At 74.6% G+C, this 18,198-nt stretch carries 16 protein-coding genes; 10 read left to right on the top strand and 6 right to left on the bottom strand.

Annotated elements, in window-relative coordinates; genetic code table 11:
- Positions 1-118 precede the first annotated feature (118 nt).
- From FN207_RS01805 to cysD, 5 genes are read left to right on the top strand one after another with little or no spacing between them, the layout of a single operon-like run.
- Positions 119-847 carry a response regulator transcription factor gene (locus tag FN207_RS01805; RefSeq protein ID WP_142456645.1) on the top strand — a complete coding sequence of 243 codons (729 nt, stop codon included), beginning with the start codon at positions 119-121 and terminating at the stop codon, positions 845-847.
- Positions 844-2,550: a sensor histidine kinase gene (locus FN207_RS01810; protein WP_281282121.1), complete on the top strand. Its 1,707-nt coding sequence runs from the start codon at positions 844-846 to the stop codon at positions 2,548-2,550. The genes FN207_RS01805 and FN207_RS01810 overlap by 4 nt, the downstream gene beginning before the upstream one ends.
- Positions 2,540-3,253: a PaaI family thioesterase gene (locus FN207_RS01815; protein ID WP_142456646.1), complete on the top strand. Its 714-nt coding sequence runs from the start codon at positions 2,540-2,542 to the stop codon at positions 3,251-3,253. The genes FN207_RS01810 and FN207_RS01815 overlap by 11 nt, the downstream gene beginning before the upstream one ends.
- Positions 3,250-3,975, top strand: a complete 726-nt coding sequence (locus FN207_RS01820) for an inositol monophosphatase family protein (RefSeq protein WP_246065682.1) — start codon at positions 3,250-3,252, stop codon at positions 3,973-3,975. The genes FN207_RS01815 and FN207_RS01820 overlap by 4 nt, the downstream gene beginning before the upstream one ends.
- Positions 3,976-4,031: 56 nt before the next feature.
- Positions 4,032-4,940 carry a sulfate adenylyltransferase subunit CysD gene (cysD, locus tag FN207_RS01825; RefSeq protein ID WP_142456647.1) on the top strand — a complete coding sequence of 303 codons (909 nt, stop codon included), beginning with the start codon at positions 4,032-4,034 and terminating at the stop codon, positions 4,938-4,940.
- On the opposite strand, the gene FN207_RS01830 is transcribed toward cysD, so the two are convergent.
- A complete protein-coding gene (locus FN207_RS01830) occupies positions 4,894-5,124 on the bottom strand; it encodes a hypothetical protein (RefSeq protein WP_142456648.1) in 231 nt (76 codons plus the stop codon). The two genes, cysD and FN207_RS01830, sit on opposite strands and share 47 nt — an antisense overlap.
- A gap of 100 nt (positions 5,125-5,224) precedes the next feature.
- Here FN207_RS01830 and FN207_RS01835 point away from each other — a divergent pair, with 100 nt between their 5' ends.
- Entirely contained in the window at positions 5,225-6,538 is a 1,314-nt protein-coding gene (locus FN207_RS01835; RefSeq protein WP_142456649.1) for a sulfate adenylyltransferase subunit 1, read from the top strand.
- Positions 6,539-6,596: 58 nt separating this feature from the next.
- Here the strand turns inward: FN207_RS01835 and FN207_RS01840 are convergent, their stop codons facing one another.
- From FN207_RS01840 to FN207_RS01845, 3 genes are all read right to left on the bottom strand, one after another.
- Positions 6,597-7,955, bottom strand: coding sequence for a cytochrome P450 (locus tag FN207_RS01840; RefSeq protein ID WP_142456650.1), 1,359 nt, complete (start codon positions 7,953-7,955; stop codon positions 6,597-6,599).
- A gap of 109 nt (positions 7,956-8,064) precedes the next feature.
- Positions 8,065-8,235 carry a hypothetical protein gene (locus tag FN207_RS26090; protein ID WP_170149159.1) on the bottom strand — a complete coding sequence of 57 codons (171 nt, stop codon included), beginning with the start codon at positions 8,233-8,235 and terminating at the stop codon, positions 8,065-8,067.
- Positions 8,236-8,295: 60 nt separating this feature from the next.
- Complete coding sequence (locus FN207_RS01845) at positions 8,296-8,691, bottom strand: ATP-binding protein (protein ID WP_246065683.1); 396 nt, start codon at positions 8,689-8,691, stop codon at positions 8,296-8,298.
- A 205-nt stretch (positions 8,692-8,896) separates the two neighbouring features.
- On the opposite strand from FN207_RS01845, the gene FN207_RS01850 reads away from it, so the two are divergent.
- The gene (locus FN207_RS01850) at positions 8,897-9,307 is read left to right on the top strand and encodes a hypothetical protein (RefSeq protein ID WP_142456651.1); all 411 of its coding nucleotides are present in this window, start codon (positions 8,897-8,899) and stop codon (positions 9,305-9,307) included.
- Here the strand turns inward: FN207_RS01850 and hrpA are convergent.
- A complete protein-coding gene (gene hrpA / locus FN207_RS01855; RefSeq protein WP_142456652.1) occupies positions 9,304-13,263 on the bottom strand; it encodes an ATP-dependent RNA helicase HrpA in 3,960 nt (1,319 codons plus the stop codon). The two genes, FN207_RS01850 and hrpA, sit on opposite strands and share 4 nt — an antisense overlap.
- Before the next feature lie 298 nt (positions 13,264-13,561).
- On the opposite strand from hrpA, the gene FN207_RS01860 reads away from it, so the two are divergent.
- The 3 genes from FN207_RS01860 to FN207_RS01870 all read left to right on the top strand — a co-directional run bounded on the left by FN207_RS01860 (position 13,562) and on the right by FN207_RS01870 (position 17,879).
- Positions 13,562-14,098 carry a MarR family winged helix-turn-helix transcriptional regulator gene (locus tag FN207_RS01860; protein WP_142456653.1) on the top strand — a complete coding sequence of 179 codons (537 nt, stop codon included), beginning with the start codon at positions 13,562-13,564 and terminating at the stop codon, positions 14,096-14,098.
- Positions 14,095-15,879 (top strand): MDR family MFS transporter, encoded by a 1,785-nt coding sequence (locus tag FN207_RS01865; RefSeq protein ID WP_142456654.1) that lies wholly within the window; start codon positions 14,095-14,097, stop codon positions 15,877-15,879. Before FN207_RS01860 ends, FN207_RS01865 begins: the two co-directional genes overlap by 4 nt.
- 206 nt (positions 15,880-16,085) lie before the next feature.
- The gene (locus FN207_RS01870) at positions 16,086-17,879 is read left to right on the top strand and encodes an acyl-CoA dehydrogenase (protein WP_142456655.1); all 1,794 of its coding nucleotides are present in this window, start codon (positions 16,086-16,088) and stop codon (positions 17,877-17,879) included.
- Positions 17,880-17,961: 82 nt separating this feature from the next.
- Here the strand turns inward: FN207_RS01870 and FN207_RS01875 are convergent, their stop codons facing one another.
- Entirely contained in the window at positions 17,962-18,150 is a 189-nt protein-coding gene (locus FN207_RS01875) for a hypothetical protein (protein ID WP_110910098.1), read from the bottom strand.
- Positions 18,151-18,198 lie beyond the last annotated feature (48 nt).

The raw sequence follows: 18,198 nt of genomic DNA on the forward strand, positions 1-18,198 counted from the left end.
CCTGCGCCCGAGGACGGCCGCCCACAGGCAACTCACAGGTAGCGTCCAGTGCGACCGCAGCCCCGACGCAGAACCTGAGGGCATGACCACAGCAGCCAGGCGTCCGACGGGAGTTGTCGTGACGGGAGCACGCGGCGCTCGACCCACCGCTCCGGAGGCGCGGCTCCTGGTGGTCGACGACGAGCCCAACATCCGCGAGCTGCTGTCGGCGAGCCTGCGCTACGCCGGCTTTGAGGTGGCGACGGCGGCCGACGGGCAGCAGGCGCTGTCGCTGGCCTCGACCTTCCGCCCCGACCTGCTGGTCCTCGACGTCATGATGCCGGGGCTCGACGGCTTCGGCGTCGTCCGCCGGCTGCGGGAGAGCGGACGGCACACGCCGGTGCTGTTCCTCACCGCGCGCGACGCGGCCGAGGACAAGGTCTCCGGGCTCACCCTCGGCGGTGACGACTACGTGACCAAGCCGTTCAGCCTCGACGAGGTCCTCGCCCGCATCCGGGCGGTGCTGCGCCGCAGCACCGGCCAGCAGCGCGCCGTCGAGACCAGCCGGCTCACCTTCGCCGACATCGAGCTCGACGAGGAGTCGCACGAGGTCGTCAAGGCCGGCCAGGTGGTCAGCCTCTCCCCCACCGAGTTCAAGCTGCTGCGCTACCTCATGGCCAACGCCGGGCGCGTGCTGTCGAAGGCGCAGATCCTCGACCACGTGTGGAACTACGACTTCAACGGCGAGGCGAACGTCGTCGAGTCCTACATCTCCTACCTGCGGCGCAAGGTGGACACCACCGAGCCGCGTCTGCTGCACACCATCCGCGGGGTGGGCTACACCCTGCGGTTGCCACGCGGCGCGTGAGCACGCCCGCCGGGCTCCCCGGAGCGACCGCCCGCGGCGGCCCCCGCCTCCCGCGGGTGCCGCTGCGGATCACGCTCGTCGCGATGCTGCTCGTCCTCGTGGCCCTGGCGCTCGTCGCGACCGGGGTGACGGCGACCTCCCTGCTCAAGCGCTACCTGGTCGCCCAGCTCGACCAGCAGCTCGAGGCCACCGTCCGCGACGCGATCTCCGACGACCGCATCCTGGCCGGCTGCTACCTCGGCGGCCGGCAGCGGTACGTCGACCCCGACAGCTATCTGGCCTGCGTCGTACCCGGCGAGGACGACCCGATCGTGCTCAACGGCCCGCTCGGGACGAGTCACCTGCCCGACCTCGACGCCGAGGACGTGGAGGAGATCGCCGACGACGCCGCCACGGCGTGGGGCGGCCCGCGGGGTGAGAGCCGCCCGCCGGGCGAGGGCGGCCCGCCGGAGTCGACGTCTCAGACGGTGGCCTCCGGCGACGGGGACACCAAGTGGCTGGTCACGGCCGAGCGGATGCCGGGCGGGTTGACCCTCGTCGTCGGCGGCGACCTCGACCGCGACGACCGGGTCATCGCGCGGCTGGTGTACATCGAGATCGTCGTCGGGCTGGTCGTCCTGGTGGCGCTCGGCCTGACCGGGTACTGGCTGGTGCGCAGCAGCCTGCGCCCGCTGACCGAGGTGGAGCGCACGGCCCAGGCCATCGCCGCCGGCGACCTGTCCCAGCGGGTGCCCGCCGGCGACGACCGCACGGAGGTCGGCCGGCTGTCGCAGGCGCTCAACGGCATGCTCGCGCGGATCGAGGCCGCCTTCCGGTCCCAGCAGGCCTCCGAGGAGCAGGCCCGGGCCTCGGAGGAGCGGATGCGCCGGTTCATCGCCGACGCCAGCCACGAGCTGCGCACCCCGCTGACCTCCATCCGCGGGTTCGCCGAGCTCTACCGCCAGGGCGCGGTCGGCAGCCCCGAGGAGGTCGCCCGCCTCATGCAGCGCATCGAGAGCGAGGGCGGCCGGATGGGCGTCCTGGTCGAGGACCTGCTGCAGCTGGCCCGGCTCGACCAGCAGCGGCCCCTGAGCATCGCCCCGGTGGACCTCGCGGAGGTCGCCGGCGACACCGTCCACGACGCGCGCGTCCTGCAGCCCGGCCGGCCGGTCGGCCTCCACCTCGACGACTCCCTCACGGAGGTGCCGGTCGTCCTCGGCGACGAGGCCCGGCTGCGCCAGGTCGTGGGCAACCTGGTCACCAACGCGCTCGTGCACACCCCCGAGACCGCCCCGGTCACCGTCTCGATCGGCGAGGACACCAGCGACGGAGGCGACCGGGTGGTGCTCCGGGTGACCGACGAGGGCCCCGGCATGGCACCCGAGGACGCCGCCCGGGTGTTCGAGCGCTTCTTCCGCGCCGACGCCTCGCGCAGCCGAAGGGCCGGCGGGACGGGGCTCGGGCTGTCGATCGTGGCCTCGCTCGTGGCCGCACACGGCGGGGACGTGCACCTCCACACCGCGCCCGGACGCGGCGCGACCTTCACGGTGCGGCTGCCCCGCTCCGGCCCCGACCTGCCCGGTGGGGGCCCCGGCAGCGCTCCGGGTGACGACGCCGACGGCGACCGCGGCGATGGGGCGACGGTCGCGCCGTGGGGTCTGCCCGGCAGTGCCCCCGGAGGGGCCGCCGCCCCCGCGGGGCTACCGTCCGCCGGTGAGCACTGACAGCGGAGGGGCCCCGTACGACGCCGTCCTGATGGACGCCGTCGCCGACCTCGGCGGAGCCCTGCGCGGCCTGGTCGACGCCTCGGTGCGCACGGCGGTCCCGGCCGCCGACCTCGCCGAGGCCGCCGCGGTCGTGCGCGAGGTCACCGGCCGGCTCACCGCTTCGGTGCGCCCGCCCGGGCAGCTCCCGGCGCTCGACGACCCGGTGCAGTTCCGCCGCGTCTACAACCCGGCGACGGGGGTGGGCAGCGCGCTCGCCCCGCCGCTGCGGCTGCGCGAGGAACCCGGCGGCGTCGTCGGCGAGGCGGTTTTCGGGCTGGCCTACGAGGGACCGCCCGGCTTCCTGCACGGCGGGATGAGCGGCCTGGTGATGGACCAGGTGCTGGGCGCGGCCACGATCCGCGCGGGCCTGTGGGGCATGACCGCCCGGCTGGAGCTGGACTACCGCCGCCCCGTGCCGCTGGACACCCCGATCGTCTGCCGCGCCCGGGTGACCGAGGCCGGCGGCCGCAAGTCCGTCGTCACCGGCACGATCGCGCTGGCCGACGAGCCGGACCGGCCGCTGGTGGAGGCGCGAGCGGTCTTCGTCCTGCCGCGGGAGGAGCTGCGCGCGGAGTACTTCGCGCGGGTCACGGACGCCTCCGGCCGGCACGCGCCGCCGTCGCGGCCCACCGACGCGACCGCGCCGGGGAGCGCGGAGTGAGGGACGTCGAGGTCGCCGCCGCCGCGGCGCGGGCGGCCGCGGACGTGCTCATGGCGCTGCGCGCCGGCGGGCTGACCGGTCGCGCACTGGGGGACGCCGGGGACGCCGCGGCGCAGGAGGCGATCACCGCCGTCCTCGCCGCCGAGCGTCCCGACGACGTCGTCTTCAGCGAGGAGGCCGCCGACGACCGCAGCCGGCTCGAAGCCGGGCGGGTGTGGATCGTCGACCCGCTCGACGGCACGCGGGAGTACGGCGAGACGGACCGGTCCGACTTCGCCGTGCACGTGGCGCTGTGGGCCGGCGGGACGCTGAGCGCCGCCGCCGTGGCGCTGCCCGCCGTCGGGGAGGTGCTGGTGACCGACCCCGCCCCCGGGCTGCCGCCGGCGGTCGCCCGGTCGCCGCGGATCGCGGTCAGCCGCACCCGCCCGCCCGCACAGGCCGGCGCGGCCGCCGGCGCGGTGGGCGGCGAGCTGGTGCCGATGGGCTCGGCCGGCTTCAAGGTGACCGCGGTGGTGCGCGGCGAGGTCGACGCCTACGTGCACGCCGGCGGGATGTACCAGTGGGACTCGGCCGCGCCGGTCGCCGTCGCCCTGGCCGCGGGGCTGACCGCGCTGCGGCTGGACGGGTCGCCACTGCGCTACAACGAGCCCGATCCCTCGCTGCCGGACCTGCTGGTGTGCCGCCCGGAGCTGGCCGGCGACCTCCTGGCCGCCGTCCGCTGAGGGCCCGGGCGAGGGGCCGGGCCGGGCGGCGCAGCCGCGTGACGGACACTGGGGCGGTGACGACCCCCGACTACCGGCTCACCCAGCTGGAGACGCTCGAGGCCGAGTCGATCCACGTCATCCGGGAGGTGGCCGCCGAGCTCGAGCGCCCGGTGCTGCTGTTCTCCGGCGGCAAGGACTCCATCGTCATGCTGGAGCTGGCCCGCAAGGCGTTCGCGCCGGCGCGCATCCCGTTCCCGGTCATGCACGTCGACACCGGGCTGAACTTCCCCGACGTCCTGGAGTTCCGCGACAAGCGGGTCGCCGAGCTCGGCGTCGAGCTGGTCGTCGCCTCCGTGCCCGACGCGATGGCCCGCGGCCTGGTGCGGGAGGAGCCCAACGGCTCGCGCAACCGGATCCAGACGCCGGTGCTGCTCGAGGCGGTCGAGGAGCACGGCTTCACCGCGCTGTTCGGCGGCGCCCGCCGCGACGAGGACAAGGCGCGGGCCAAGGAGCGGGTGTTCTCCTTCCGCGACGAGTTCGGCCAGTGGGACCCGAAGAACCAGCGCCCCGAGCTGTGGGACCTCTACAACGGCCGGATCCACCTGGGCGAGTCGATCCGCGTCTTCCCGTTGTCGAACTGGACCGAGCTCGACATCTGGCAGTACATCGCCCGCGAGGGCATCGAGATCCCCGGGCTGTACCTGGCGCAGGAGCGCGAGGTCGTCGAGCGGCAGGGGATGCTCTACGCCGTCAACGAGTTCGTCCGCCCGCGCGGGGGCGAGCAGGTGTTCCGCGAGACGGTGCGCTACCGCACGGTCGGCGACGCCAACCTGACCGCCGCGGTGCGCTCGCAGGCGACGACCGTCGCCGACGTCATCGCCGAGATCGCGGTGACCCGGATGACCGAGCGCGGCGCCACCCGCGGCGACGACAAGGTCAGCGACGCCGCGATGGAGGACCGGAAGAAGGAGGGCTACTTCTAGCCCTCCTCCTCCGGCGGCGGTAGCGGAGCAGCGCGACGACGGTGACCGCGAGCAGCAGGAACCCGGCCGGCCAGGCCACCGCCTCGGGCGCCGGAACGCCGAGCGCCTCCGCGACGACGTAGCCGACGGAGTACCCGGCGACGACGACCAGCAGCACCGGCACGAGGAACACGAACGCGCCCACGCCCGCCCCTCCCCGCGGGCCCGGTGGCGCCGCTCACACCAGCGTCCTCCGTTCCGGCCCCGGCCGCCGCGGCCCGGACCGGCGGGGGAGGATGGAGGCCATGTCCGAGCAGTCCGCCGTCGACGTCCACTCCCCCGCCGCCGAGCAGGCGGCCGAGCTGGCGACGGCGCGCAAGGACATCATCCGCATCGCCACCGCCGGGTCGGTCGACGACGGCAAGAGCACGCTGATCGGCCGGCTGCTCTACGACAGCAAGGCCGTCTACGAGGACCAGTACGCCGCGATCGAGCGGGCCAGCAAGGGCGACTACGTCGACCTGGCGCTGCTCACCGACGGCCTGCGCGCCGAGCGCGAGCAGGGCATCACCATCGACGTCGCCTACCGGTACTTCAGCACCCCGCGGCGGACGTTCATCCTGGCCGACACCCCCGGCCACGTGCAGTACACGCGGAACATGGTCACCGGCGCCTCCACCGCCGACCTCGCGATCGTGCTGGTCGACGCCCGCAAGGGGATGCTCGAGCAGAGCCGCCGGCACGCCTTCCTCGCCTCGCTGCTGCGGGTGCCGCACCTGGTGGTCGCGGTGAACAAGATGGACCTCGTCGACTGGTCGCAGGAGGTCTTCGAGTCCATCCGCGACGAGTTCAGCGCCTTCGCCGCGCGGCTCGACGTCCCCGACCTGACCGTCGTCCCGATCTCGGCACTGCACGGTGACAACGTGGTCACCCGGTCGGAGCGGGCGCCCTGGTACCAGGGGTCCTCGCTGCTGCACCACCTCGAGCACGTGCACGTGGCCAGCGACCGCAACCTCGTCGACGTCCGCTTCCCCGTGCAGTACGTCATCCGGCCGCAGTCCGACGCCTTCCACGACTACCGCGGCTACGCCGGGACCATGGCCAGCGGCGTGCTCCGCCCCGGCGACGAGGTGCAGGTGCTGCCGAGCGGCCTGACGACGACGGTCGCGGGCATCGACGGCCCGCGCGGCCCGGTCGAGCAGGCGTTCGCGCCGATGGCGGTGACGGTGCGCCTCGCCGACGACGTCGACGTCTCCCGCGGGGACCTGCTGTGCCGCCCGGGCAACGTGCCGCAGGCGACGCAGGACCTCGACGCCCTCGTCTGCTGGATGGCCGACGAGCCGCTGCGCCCGCGCCAGCGGCTGGCGGTCAAGCACACGACCCGCACGGTGCGCGCGATGGTCAAGGAGCTCACCTACCGGCTCGACGTCAACACGCTGCACCGCGACCTGGAGGCCGCCGAGCTCGGCCTCAACGACATCGGCCGCGTGAAGCTGCGCACGACGCAGCCGCTGTTCGTCGACGACTACAACCGCAACCGGGTCACCGGCCGGTTCATCCTCGTCGACGAGGCGACCAACGCCACGGTCGGCGCCGGGATGCTGCCCCCGCACCGCTGAAGGACCCCCTTGCCTCCCGACGCTCGCGAGCTCGCGTCGGGGCCCTGCAAGGGGGCCGTCAGCCCAGGCGCACCGGCAGGGTCTCGAAGCCGCGCAGGGTCTGCAGGTCGCGCCGGACCGGGCGGCCGGCCACGCGCAGCCGCGGGAAGCGCTCGGTCAGCACCCGCAGCCCGACGACGCCCTCCAGCCGGGCCAGGCCGGCGCCCAGGCAGTAGTGGATGCCGCCGGAGAAGGCCAGGTGGTCGCGGGCGTTGGCGCGGGTGACGTCGAAGCGGGCGGGGTCGTCGAACACCGCGGGGTCGCGGTTGGCCGCGCCGAGCAGCAGCGTGACCCGGGTGCCGGCCGGCAGCCCGATCCCGGCGACCTCGGTGTCGCGGACGATGCTGCGGCCGGTCAGCTGCACCGGGCTGTCGTGGCGGAGCACCTCCTCGACCGCGCCGTCCCAGCCGGCGGGGTCGGCGCGCAGCGCGTCCCACTGGTCGCGGTGGGCGTCGAGCAGGACGACGGCGTTGCCGAGCAGGTTGACCGTCGTCTCGAAGCCGGCGCCGAGCAGCAGCATGACCGTGGCGTGCAATTCCCGCTCGGTCAGCGCCTCGTCGCCGGGGAGGGTGAGCAGGCGGCTGACCAGGTCCTCGCCCGGGTCACGGCGCAGCCGGTCGAAGTGCACCCGCAGGAAGGCGTGCATGGCCCGCAGCCCGCGCTCGGCGGCCAGGTAGCGGCGCAGCGGCAACCCGGCGTCGAGGGTCGCGGCCGCCGCGGCGCCCCAGCGCAGGAAGTCCTCGCGCCGCTCGGTCGGGACGGCGAGCAGGTCGGCGATGACGAGCACGGGCAGCTGCGCGGCGTAGGCGTCGACCAGGTCGACGACGTCGTCGCGGCCGGCCAGCCGGTCGAGCAGGGACTCGGCGGTGCGCTGCACCATCGGCGCGGAGGCCAGCGTGGCGCGCGGCGTGAAGGCCCGGCTCACGAGCCGGCGGAAGCGGGTGTGGTCGGGCGGGTCGGTGACCAGCATCGACGGCGGCTCGGCGACCCCGGTGGCGTCCAGGTCGTCGCCGAAGCGCAGCGCCCAGCGGATGAGCGGCGGCGCCTGCGAGCGGTCCCACCCCACGCCGGCGGCGTCCGAGCGCAGCACCTCGGTGGCGACGGCGTGCGAGGTGGTGACCGGGCCGAGCGTGCTGGTCGACAGCGGCCCGCGGGCGCGCAGCTGCTCGTGGAGGTCGTAGGGGTCCTCGCGCACGGCCGGGTCGCGCAGCAGGCGGCCGACGGGGTCGCCCCGGCGGGCGGCGCGGGCGAGGTAGACCGCCGGCAGGCCGTGGCGCACCGCGTAGCGGGTGGCCGTGCGCACCGGCCGCAGCAGGTCGGGCCGCGCGGGGCCGGCTCCCGGGACGGTCCGGGCCGGGCGCGGGGACGTCGTCGTCATGGGCACCTCCCGCCCGGTCGGTGCCGGGCGGGAGGCAGTCTGTCAGTCGATCGGCCCCCCCTGCAGGGTCCCGTCGCGAGCGTGCGAGCGGCGGGGGGCAGGGGGGTCCTTACTCCGTGTCCGGCGGCGCGGGCGTCTGGCTCGCGTCGCCGTCCCAGTCCTTGCCGGCCTTGTAGGCGTGACCCGAGGCGCTGTCGGTCTGGCCGGCGACGGTCTCGACCATCTCCTCGTCGGACAGGCCCTCGCCGGCTGCCTCGGTGTGGCTGGTGGGCTCGCTCATCCTGTCTCCATCCGTCGAACGGCGTCGGTCTCCCTTAGCCCTCCCCGGCGAGCCCCGCGGTCAAACGCCGGGGTCCTGGCGGGGCGAGGACGAACCAGACCCGCTTGCCGCCGTCGACGTCCCGACGCCCCAGTGGTCGGCGATGGCGTCGACGATCTGCATCCCGCGGCCGCGCGGCTTGTCTCCGCGCAGCTCGCCGACGACGGGGCGGACGGCGGACCCGTCGGTCACCGCGATGCGCAGCCAGCCGTCGGAGTACTCCAGCTCCAGCGACAGCGTGGCGTCCCCGCCCACGTGGTCGACGACGTTCGCCACGAGCTCGGTCACCAGGAGGGCGACGTCGTCGGCGTCCTGCGGCGCCCGCCAGGCGCGCAGCGCCTCGGTGACCACGTGCCGCGCAGCGGGGACGCTGCGCGGCGACGGCGGCAGGTCCACCCGTGCGGTGAGTGTCGACATCCGTCCCCCCGAGACCGGCTCCTCGGAGGGCAGGTCGGTTGTGTGCTACTGAGTCGCGGTCAAACTTCCCAGGCCGGGACGGCCCACGCAACCCCCGTTGCGTGCAAGTGCCGTTGCACGTCACACCTGTTGCATGCAACGGGTGTTCAGTATGGTGGCGCACAACCGATCACGGTGGAACAACCCGCCGTCCGCAGGAGGACCCGTGTCCGCAGGCCCCGCACACCCGCCGACGACACCCGACGACCCCGGGGACACCGCGGTCGCGGCGCTGGAGCAGCTCGTCCGCGAGATCGACCGGTGCGCGGTCGAGCTGCAGGACGCCCGCGAGCGCGCCCAGCAGCTGCTCACGCAGCGCCGCTCCGGGGACAGCTGGCTCGACATCGTCACCGGCGAGGCCCGCCCGCTGGTCGTCGAACGGATCTCCACGGTGCTGTCCACGCTGGCCGGCGCCGGCTCCTCCTGGCGCCGCGCCCAGGCCCGGGCGCTGCAGGCGGAGCAGGTGAGCATCAACCGGATCGCCGCGATGTTCGGCGTCACCCGTCAGCGGATCTCCGCGCTGCTGCGCGACGCCCCCGGGTCCTCGACCGGGACGCTCGAGGACCCTCCCGCCTAGGCCGTGAGGGCGTCGATGGCCTTGTAGACGCGCTGCTCGGAGATCGGCCGCGGCGTCCCGAGCTGTTGGGCGAACAAGCCCACGCGCAGCTCCTCCACCATCCAGCGGATGCGGGCCACCGCGTCGTCCGGCGCACCCGTGGGCGGCAGCTGACGGCGCAGCTGCTCGTACTCGGCGGTGACCGCGGCGACCTGGTCCATCCAGAGGGCGTCGCGCACCGCGTTGGCCGGGAGCTTCTCCAGCCGCAGCGCCATGCCCCTGAGGTAGCGGACCAGGTCGGGCAGCCGCCGGCGGCCGGCGTCGGCGACGAAGCCGCGGTGCAGCAGACCGGCCATCTGCCGGCGCAGGTCGGCGATCGCCGCCTCGGGCACCCGCCGGCCCGGCGCGCCACCGATGGCGACGGCGACCTCGCGTGCCTGGGTCAGCACCGCCTCGACCCGCCGGACGGCGTCCTGGGTGATCGGCAGCAGCTGCTGCCGCGCCGTCGCCACGAGCGCGGTGAAGGCGGCCTCGTCGCGCGGCGGTCCGCCGGCGGCGGCGATCAGCTCGTCGGCGGCGGCGTCGACGCAGTCGTCGACCAGCGCGGGGATCTCGCCGTCGGGGTTGAACTGCAGCGCCAGGCGGCTCCTCGGGCCCAGGCCCTTGACCACCTGCCGGGTCGGCGAGCCCGCGACCAGCACGAGCAGCCGGCGGGCGCCGCGCCAGCTCAGCCGGGTGGCCTCGGCCTCGGTGGCCACCACGCGGACGCCGGCCGTCGTCCCCTCGTCGACCAGCGCCGGGTACGCGGTCACCACGTGCCCGCCGCGGCGCACCTCGACGGTGCGCGGCAGCTCGCCGATCGTCCAGGCGGTCAGTCCGGTGCGCTCGAGGTCGGAGGCGGCCCGGGCGAGGCTGGCGCGGCTGGCCGGGGCGACCTGGGCGCGCAGCGCGCCGAGCTCCTTGCCCCGGGCCAGCTCGCGGCCACCGTCGTCGAGCACGCGGAACGTCGCCCGCAGGTGCGCGGGCACGTCCGCCGGCGACCAGGCGTCCGGCGGCACGACGACGGCCGCCGACCGGCGCAGCTCCCGCTCCAGCGCCGGCAGCAGCGGCTCGGTGGGGCTGATCCGCGGCAGGACCTCGCGCACGCGGTCGGGGATCGGCACGAGCGCGCGGCGCAGCTGCTTGGGCAGCGTCCGCAGCAGCGCCGTCACCAGCTCCTCGCGCAGGCCCGGGACGGTGAACGCCAGCGACTCCCCCGACGTCCGCTCGGCCACGGTGTCGAGCACCGCGAGCGGGACGTCGACGGTGACGCCGTCCTGCGGCGTTCCGGGGGCGAAGGCGTAGGACAGCGGCAGGGTCAGGCCCTGCATCAGCGGCACCTCGTCGGGGAAGTCCTCGACGCGCACCTGCCCGGCCGCGGCGGCGTTGGTGAGCACCTCCGGCGTGAGGGTGAGCAGGTCCGGCGTGGCGCGCCGCGCGGACTTCCACCACCGGTCGAAGTGCCGGGTGGAGACGACGTCGGCGGGGACCCGCGCGTCGTAGAGCTCGTAGAGCGTCTCGTCGTCGACGCGGATGTCGCGGCGGCGGGCCCGCTCCTCGAGCTCGGCGACCCGCTCGATGGCGCGCTGGTTGTCGGTCCAGAACCGGTGGTGCGTCGTCCACTCGCCCTGGACGAGCGCGTGCCGGATGAACAGCTCCCGGGAGACGACGGGGTCGATCGAGCCGTACTGCACGCGCCGGCCGACGACCAGCGGGATCCCGTACAGCGTCACGCGCTCGGTGGCGACGACGGAGCCCCGCTTGGCGTCCCACCGCGGCTCGGAGTACTCCCGCGTGACCAGGTGCGCGGCCAGCCGCTCGACGTCGTCCGGGTCGACACGCGCCACGGTGCGGGCGAACAGCCGGCTGGTCTCCACCAGCTCGGCGGCCACCACCCAGCGCGGCGGCCTCTTCGCCAGCGGCGTGCCCGGGGCGATGACGAACCGGGCGCCGCGGGCGCCGAGGTACTCACGGCCGCCGCGGCGCCGGTCGCCGTCCCGCTTGCGGGTGTCCTCGACCTGCAGGCCGACCTGGGACAGCAGCCCGGCCAGGAGCGCGACGGAGATCCCGCGCTCGTCGGGCTCGGCGGCGAGCGAGCCGGGGGTCATGCCGAGGCGGCGGGCGGTGCTGCGCAGCTGGCCGTGCAGGTCCTGCCACTCGCGGATGCGCAGGTAGTGGAGGAACTCGCGCTTGACCGTGCGGCGGAACGCGCTGCCCGAGAGCGCCTCCTGCTGCTCGGTGAGGTACCGCCAGAGGTTGAGCAGGGTGAGGAAGTCGGAGTGCTCGTCGGCGAAGCGGGCATGCATCTCGTCGGCGGCCTGCTGGTGCTCGCTCGGCCGTTCGCGCGGGTCCTGGATGGTCAGGCCCGCCGCGACGACGAGCACCTCCTCCAGCACGCCGCGCCGGTCGGCCTCGACCACCATGCGGCCGAGCCGGGGGTCGAGCGGGAGCTGGGCGAGGGCGCGCCCGGTCTCGGTGAGCCGCCCGTCCGCGTCCAGGGCGCCGAGCTCCTCGAGCAGGGCACGGCCGTCGGCGACCGCGCGCCGGTCCGGCGGGTCGACGAACGGGAAGTCCTCGACCGCGCCGAGGTCGAGCGCGGCCATCTGCAGCAGCACCGAGGCCAGGCTGGTGCGGAGGATCTCCGGGTCGGTGTACTCGGGCCGGCCCTCGAAGTCCTCCTCGGTGTAGAGGCGGATCGCGATGCCCTCGGCCACGCGCCCGCAGCGACCCGAGCGCTGCCGCGCCGAGGCCTGGCTGACCGGCTCGATCGGCAGCCGCTGCACCTTCGTCCGGGCGCTGTAGCGGGAGATGCGCGCGGTGCCGGGGTCGACGACGTAGCGGATGCCGGGCACGGTCAGCGACGTCTCGGCGACGTTCGTGGCCAGTACCACCCGGCGGCCGGTGTGCGGCTGGAACACCCGGTGCTGGTCGGCGGCCGACAGGCGGGAGTAGAGCGGCAGCACCTCGAGGCCGGGGAAGCGGTCGGTGAGGGCGTCGGCGGTGTCGCGGATCTCGCGCTCGCCGGCGAGGAAGACCAGCACGTCGCCCGGGCCCTCGTGCGCCAGCTCCTCCACGGCGTCGCCGATGGCGGTGACCTGGTCGCGGTCGGGATCGGCGGCGGGGTCGCCCTCGGGGGCGTCGGGGTCGACGACGGGGCGGTAGCGGATCTCCACCGGGTACGTGCGGCCGCTGACCTCGACGACGGGCACGTCGGCGCCGTCGACGGAGAAGTGCTTGGCGATCCGGTCGACGTCGATCGTGGCCGAGGTGATGACGACCTTGAGGTCGGGCCGGCGCGGCAGCAGCTGGGCGAGGTAGCCCAGCAGGAAGTCGATGTTGAGGCTCCGCTCGTGCGCCTCGTCGACGATGATCGTGTCGTACTGACGCAGCAGCCGGTCGTGCGCGATCTCGGCCAGCAGGACGCCGTCGGTCATGAGCTTGACCAGCGTGCCGTCGCCGACCTGGTCGGTGAAGCGGACCTTCCAGCCGACCGCGCCGCCCAGCGGGGTGTCGAGCTCCTCGGCGATCCGCTCGGCCACCGTGCGGGCGGCGATCCGGCGCGGCTGGGTGTGCCCGATCCGGCCCCGTACGCCGCGGCCGAGCTCGAGGGCGATCTTGGGCAGCTGGGTCGTCTTGCCCGAGCCGGTCTCCCCCGCGACGACGACGACCTGGTGCTCGCGCAGGGCCGCGGCGATGTCCTCGCGGCGGGCGCTGACCGGCAGCTGCTCGGGATAGCGGATGACCGGGACGGCGGCCCGCCGGCGGGCGATGCGCTCCTCGGCGGCGGCGACGTCGGCGGAGATCCGCTCCAGCGCGCGCTCGCGGGCGGCGTCGTCCCGGGTGCGCCGCAGGCCCTCGAGCCGCCGGCCCAGCCGGTGCTCGTCGTCGAGGGTCAGCGCGGCCAGCCGGGACCGGAGGTCCGGGAGGGTCGCGGTCACGGGCGCGCTCGGCTCTCTTCCAGGTGAGGGGACGGCAGGCGGCGACCGGGGCCACCGCCCCCAGGATCGCACCGGATCGGACCCGCACCGCCGGACGTCCGGCACCTCAGGTCCGAGGGGGACAACGCCGCGGGGCGACCGGACCTTCCCCGCCACGTGCAGCGGCCGCCGTCGGCGGGTACTCCACGGTTCCTGTTCTCCACATCACGGATGCATGCAACCTGCAACTGGTTGCGTGTGTCGCGCAACCAGTTGTACCGTCCAATCATCCCCTCCTCCTCCTGACCGGAGCCCTCCCATGCCCAGCGCCTCCTCCCCCGACGCCGGCCCGTCGGCCGCGCCGTCGCCGGAGCGGACGGCGGAGGTCCGCCGGCTCTCGGAGCAGATGCCGCGCTTCATGCGGCTGGTGCACGCCTTCAAGAGCCTCCCGGCCGCCACCGACGGCCGGGACCGCGCCGCGCTGGTCCTGCTGTTCCCGCTGACCCGCATCGGCCCGCTGCGGCAGAGCGCGCTGGCCGAGCTCGTGCACGCCGACCCCTCGACGGTCAGCCGGCACGTGGGCTGGCTGGTCGAGCAGGACCTCGTGCGGCGCGTGGCCGACGAGACCGACGGCCGCGCCACCCGGCTGGTCGTCACCGACGCCGGCCGCGCCGCCGTCGAGCGGCTCGCCGAGGAACGCACCGGCCAGCTCTGCTCGATGCTCACCGGCTGGTCCGACGCCGACCTCGCCGCCCTCACCGGCCTGTTCGGGCGCCTGCTCGACGACCTCACGGCAGCGCTGCCGTCCGATCCCCGCTCCCTCACCGCCCTCCCCGTACCGAGAGAGAAGCCATGACCCAGACCACCCGCGCCAGCGCGGCCGACCGGAGGGACGCCCGGGCGGCAGCCGCCGCGCCGGACGCGAGCGGCGTCTTCAGCCACCGGCAGATCATCACGATCCTGTCCGGCCTGATGCTCGGCATGTTCCTGGCCGCCCTCGACCAGACGGTCGTCTCGACCGCGATCCGGACCATCGCCGACGACCTGCAGGGCTACGACCTGCAGGCGTGGGCGACGACGGCGTTCCTCATCACCTCGACGATCGCCACGCCGCTCTACGGCAAGCTCTCCGACATCTACGGCCGGCGGGGCTTCTACCTGTTCGCCATCGCCGTCTTCGTGGTCGGCTCGGCCCTCTGCGGCATCGCCAACTCGATGTACGAGCTGGCCGCCTTCCGCGCCGTGCAGGGCATCGGCGCCGGTGGCCTCATGTCGCTGGCGCTGGCGATCATCGCCGACGTCGTCCCGCCCCGGGAGCGCTCGAAGTACCAGGGCTACTTCATGGCCGTGTGGGGCACCTCCAGCGTGCTCGGGCCGGTCATCGGCGGCTTCCTCGCCGGCCAGGAGTCGATCCTCGGCCTCGCCGGCTGGCGGTGGATCTTCTGGATCAACGTGCCGCTGGGCATCGCGGCGTTCGCCGTCGTCGTCCGGGTCCTGCACCTGCCGCACCAGCGGCGCGACCACCGCATCGACTGGCCCGGCGCGCTCGCGCTCGTCGTCGCCCTGGTCCCGCTGCTCATCGTCGCCGAGCAGGGCCGCACCTGGGGCTGGGACTCCGGCCGCGCCCTGACCTGCTACGCCCTCGGCGCCGTCGGCCTGGTCGGCTTCGTGCTCGCCGAGCGGGCCTACCGCGAGGACGCGATCCTGCCGCTGCGCATGTTCGCCAACCGGACCTTCTCGGTGAGCAGCGTGTCCAGCATCGTCCTCGGCGCCGGCATGTTCGGCGGGATCCTGCTGCTGCCGCAGTACCTGCAGGTCGTCCACGGCTCGAGCCCGACGGTCGCGGGTCTGCAGATGCTGCCGCTGGTCCTCGGCATCATGAGCGGCGCGCTGACGTCCGGCCAGGTGATCGCGCGGACCGGCAAGTACAAGGTGTTCCCGCTCGTCGGCGTCGTCTTCATGGTCGCCGCGCTGGTCGCCCTGTCGCTGGTGGTCGCGGCCGACACCTCGGTCTGGACGCTGGTGCCCTTCATGTTCCTGCTGGGCCTGGGCCTGGGCTTCAACATGCAGCCGGTCATCCTCGCCGTGCAGAACGCCGTGTCGCCGCGGGAGATCGGCGTCGCCACCTCCTCGGTGACGTTCTTCCGGCAGATGGGCGGCACGATCGGCACGGCGGCGTTCCTGTCGATCATGTTCTCGCGGCTGGGCACCGAGATCCCCGCGCAGATCGAGCGTGCCGCGCAGTCCAGCCCGGAGGCGGCGCAGCAGGCCGGCGCGCTGCTGCAGGCGGGGCCGGAGAGCATCCTGTCCGACACCAGCGCGATCAACGCCTACCCGGCGCTGGTCACGCCGTTCCGGACCGGCTTCTCCAACACCCTCGACCTGGTGTTCCTGGTGGCGGCGCTCGTCGTCGCGGTCGGCTTCTTCGTCCTGTGGTTCCTGCCGCAGCTCGAGCTCCGCAACCAGTCGGGCATCCAGGCGCAGCAGGAGGCGGCGGGTCGGAACGCGGGTGACACCCCGGGTGCCGGCGCCGGCCAGGACGCCGCCCAGGCCGCCGGTGCCGCGGCCCCGACGTCGACCGCTCCCCCGACGGGGCGCCCGGGCGACGCCGAGCCCGCCGGCCGCCACCGCGGCTAGGCACCGCACGATCCGGAGGCCCCTCCCCGCACCCGCGGGGAGGGGCCTCCGTCGTCCCCGGCCGGTGCGGCAGAAATGGCCGTCTCTGCCGCCCCTGGCGCCGCCGGACCGGACCAGCCGTCCCGCTCCCCCTGCGGGACCCGGCCTATCGTGGGCCGGTCGGGCAGCGTGCCCGCTCTCCCGCCGCCGTCGTCCGTGGAGGCCCCGTGTCCCCCAACCTCATCCTGTCGCCGCGCGACCTGGACTTCCTGCTCCACGAGTGGCTGGAGGTCGAGACGCTCACCAAGCGGCCGCGCTTCGCCGAGCACTCGCGCGAGACCTTCGACGCGGTGATGGAGCTCGCGCAGCAGATCGCCACGGACCACTTCGCGCCGCACAACCGCAAGGCCGACGAGAACGAGCCGCGGTTCGCCGACGGCAGGGTGGAGATGATCCCCGAGGTCGCGCAGGCGCTCGCGGTGTTCCGCGAGTCCGGGATCATGTCCGGGACCTTCGACGAGGAGTACGGCGGCATGCAGCTGCCGCAGACCGTCGGGCAGGCGGCGTTCGCCTGGTTCAAGGCGGCCAACGTCGGGACGTCGAGCTATCCGTTCCTGACCATGGGCAACGCCCGGCTGCTGCTCGCGCACGGCTCCCAGGAGCAGAAGGACACCTACGTCCGGCCGATGCTCGAGGGCCGCTGGTTCGGCACGATGGCGCTGTCGGAGCCGCAGGCCGGGTCCTCGCTGGCCGACATCACCACGCGCGCCGAGCCGCAGGACGACGGCTCCTACCGGCTCACCGGCAACAAGATGTGGATCTCGGCCGGCGACCACGAGCTCACCGAGAACATCGTCCACCTGGTGCTGGCCAAGATCCCCGGCGGCCCGCCCGGGGTGAAGGGCATCTCGCTGTTCATCGTGCCGAAGGTGCTGGTGACCGACGACGGCTCGCTCGGCGAGCGCAACGACGTCGTCCTGGCCGGGCTCAACCACAAGATGGGCTACCGGGGGACGACGAACACGCTGCTCAACTTCGGCGAGGGCGTGCACCGCCCGGGCGGCCGGGCCGGCGCCGTCGGGTACCTCGTCGGGGAGCCGCACAAGGGGCTCTCCTACATGTTCCACATGATGAACGAGGCCCGGATCGGCGTCGGGATGGGCGCGACCGTCCTCGGCTACACCGGCTACCTGCACGCGCTGGAGTACGCGCGCACCCGCACCCAGGGCCGGTCGGCGAGCAGCAAGGACCCGTCGTCGCCGATGGTGCGGCTGGTCGACCACCCCGACGTGCGCCGCATGCTGCTGGCCGCCAAGTGCTACGCCCAGGGCGGGCTGGCGCTGGGCCTGTACTGCGCCCGCCTGGTCGACGAGGAGCGGACCGGCGAGACCGAGGAGGACCGCAGCCGCGCCCACCTGCTGCTGGACACGCTGACGCCGATCGCGAAGGCGTGGCCGTCGCAGTGGGGCCCGGTCGCCGACGACCTCGCCATCCAGGTGCACGGCGGCTACGGCTACACGCGTGACTACCCGGTGGAGCAGTTCTACCGGGACAACCGGCTCAACCCGATCCACGAGGGCACCAACGGCATCCAGGCCCTCGACCTGCTCGGCCGCAAGGTCACCCTGCACGGTGGCGCGGGGCTCCGACTGCTGGCCGAGACCATCTCCGCGACGACGGCCCGCGCCGCCGGGACGCCGTTCGCCGACCTCGCCGCCGACGTCGACGCCGCCGTCGCCCGGCTCGTCGAGGTGACCGGCACGCTGTGGGGCGCCGGCGACCCGGCGCTGGCGCTGGCCAACGCCACCGCCTACCTCGACGCGGCCGGGCACACCGTCGTCGGCTGGCTGTGGCTGGAGCAGGCGCTGGCCACCCGGGACGAGACCAGCGACTTCCACGAGGGCAAGCGCGCCGCGGCGCGGTTCTTCCAGCGGTGGGAGCTGCCCCAGGTGCACACCTGGCTGGACCTGCTGGAGTCCCTCGACCGGACGGTGCTCGACACCCCGGACGCCCACCTGTAACCGCCCCCGGACGCACGCGCGCCCCGCGACTCCCGGGAGGGAGCAGCGGGGCGCGTGTGCGTCCGGGGCAGGGCGGGGCGGCTCAGGCCGCCTGGGCCATCCCCACCGGCTCGACGGCGACCGCCGCAGGAGCGGTCTCGCGGCGGGTGGCGGTGCCGGCCGCCGCCCGCTGCTCGCGCTCGTACCGCGCCGTCGTCGAGGTGCCCATCGCGATCACCAGAGCGGTCAGCACCAGGAACCCGACCAGGGTGACTGCAGGCCACAGCAACATCTCGAACGTCCCCTTGCTCGTCTCGTCTCGCCGCCCGGCAGCAGGCCG

Source organism: Geodermatophilus aquaeductus (genome assembly GCF_900182545.1).
Classification (GTDB): Bacteria; Actinomycetota; Actinomycetes; order Mycobacteriales; family Geodermatophilaceae; genus Geodermatophilus; species Geodermatophilus aquaeductus.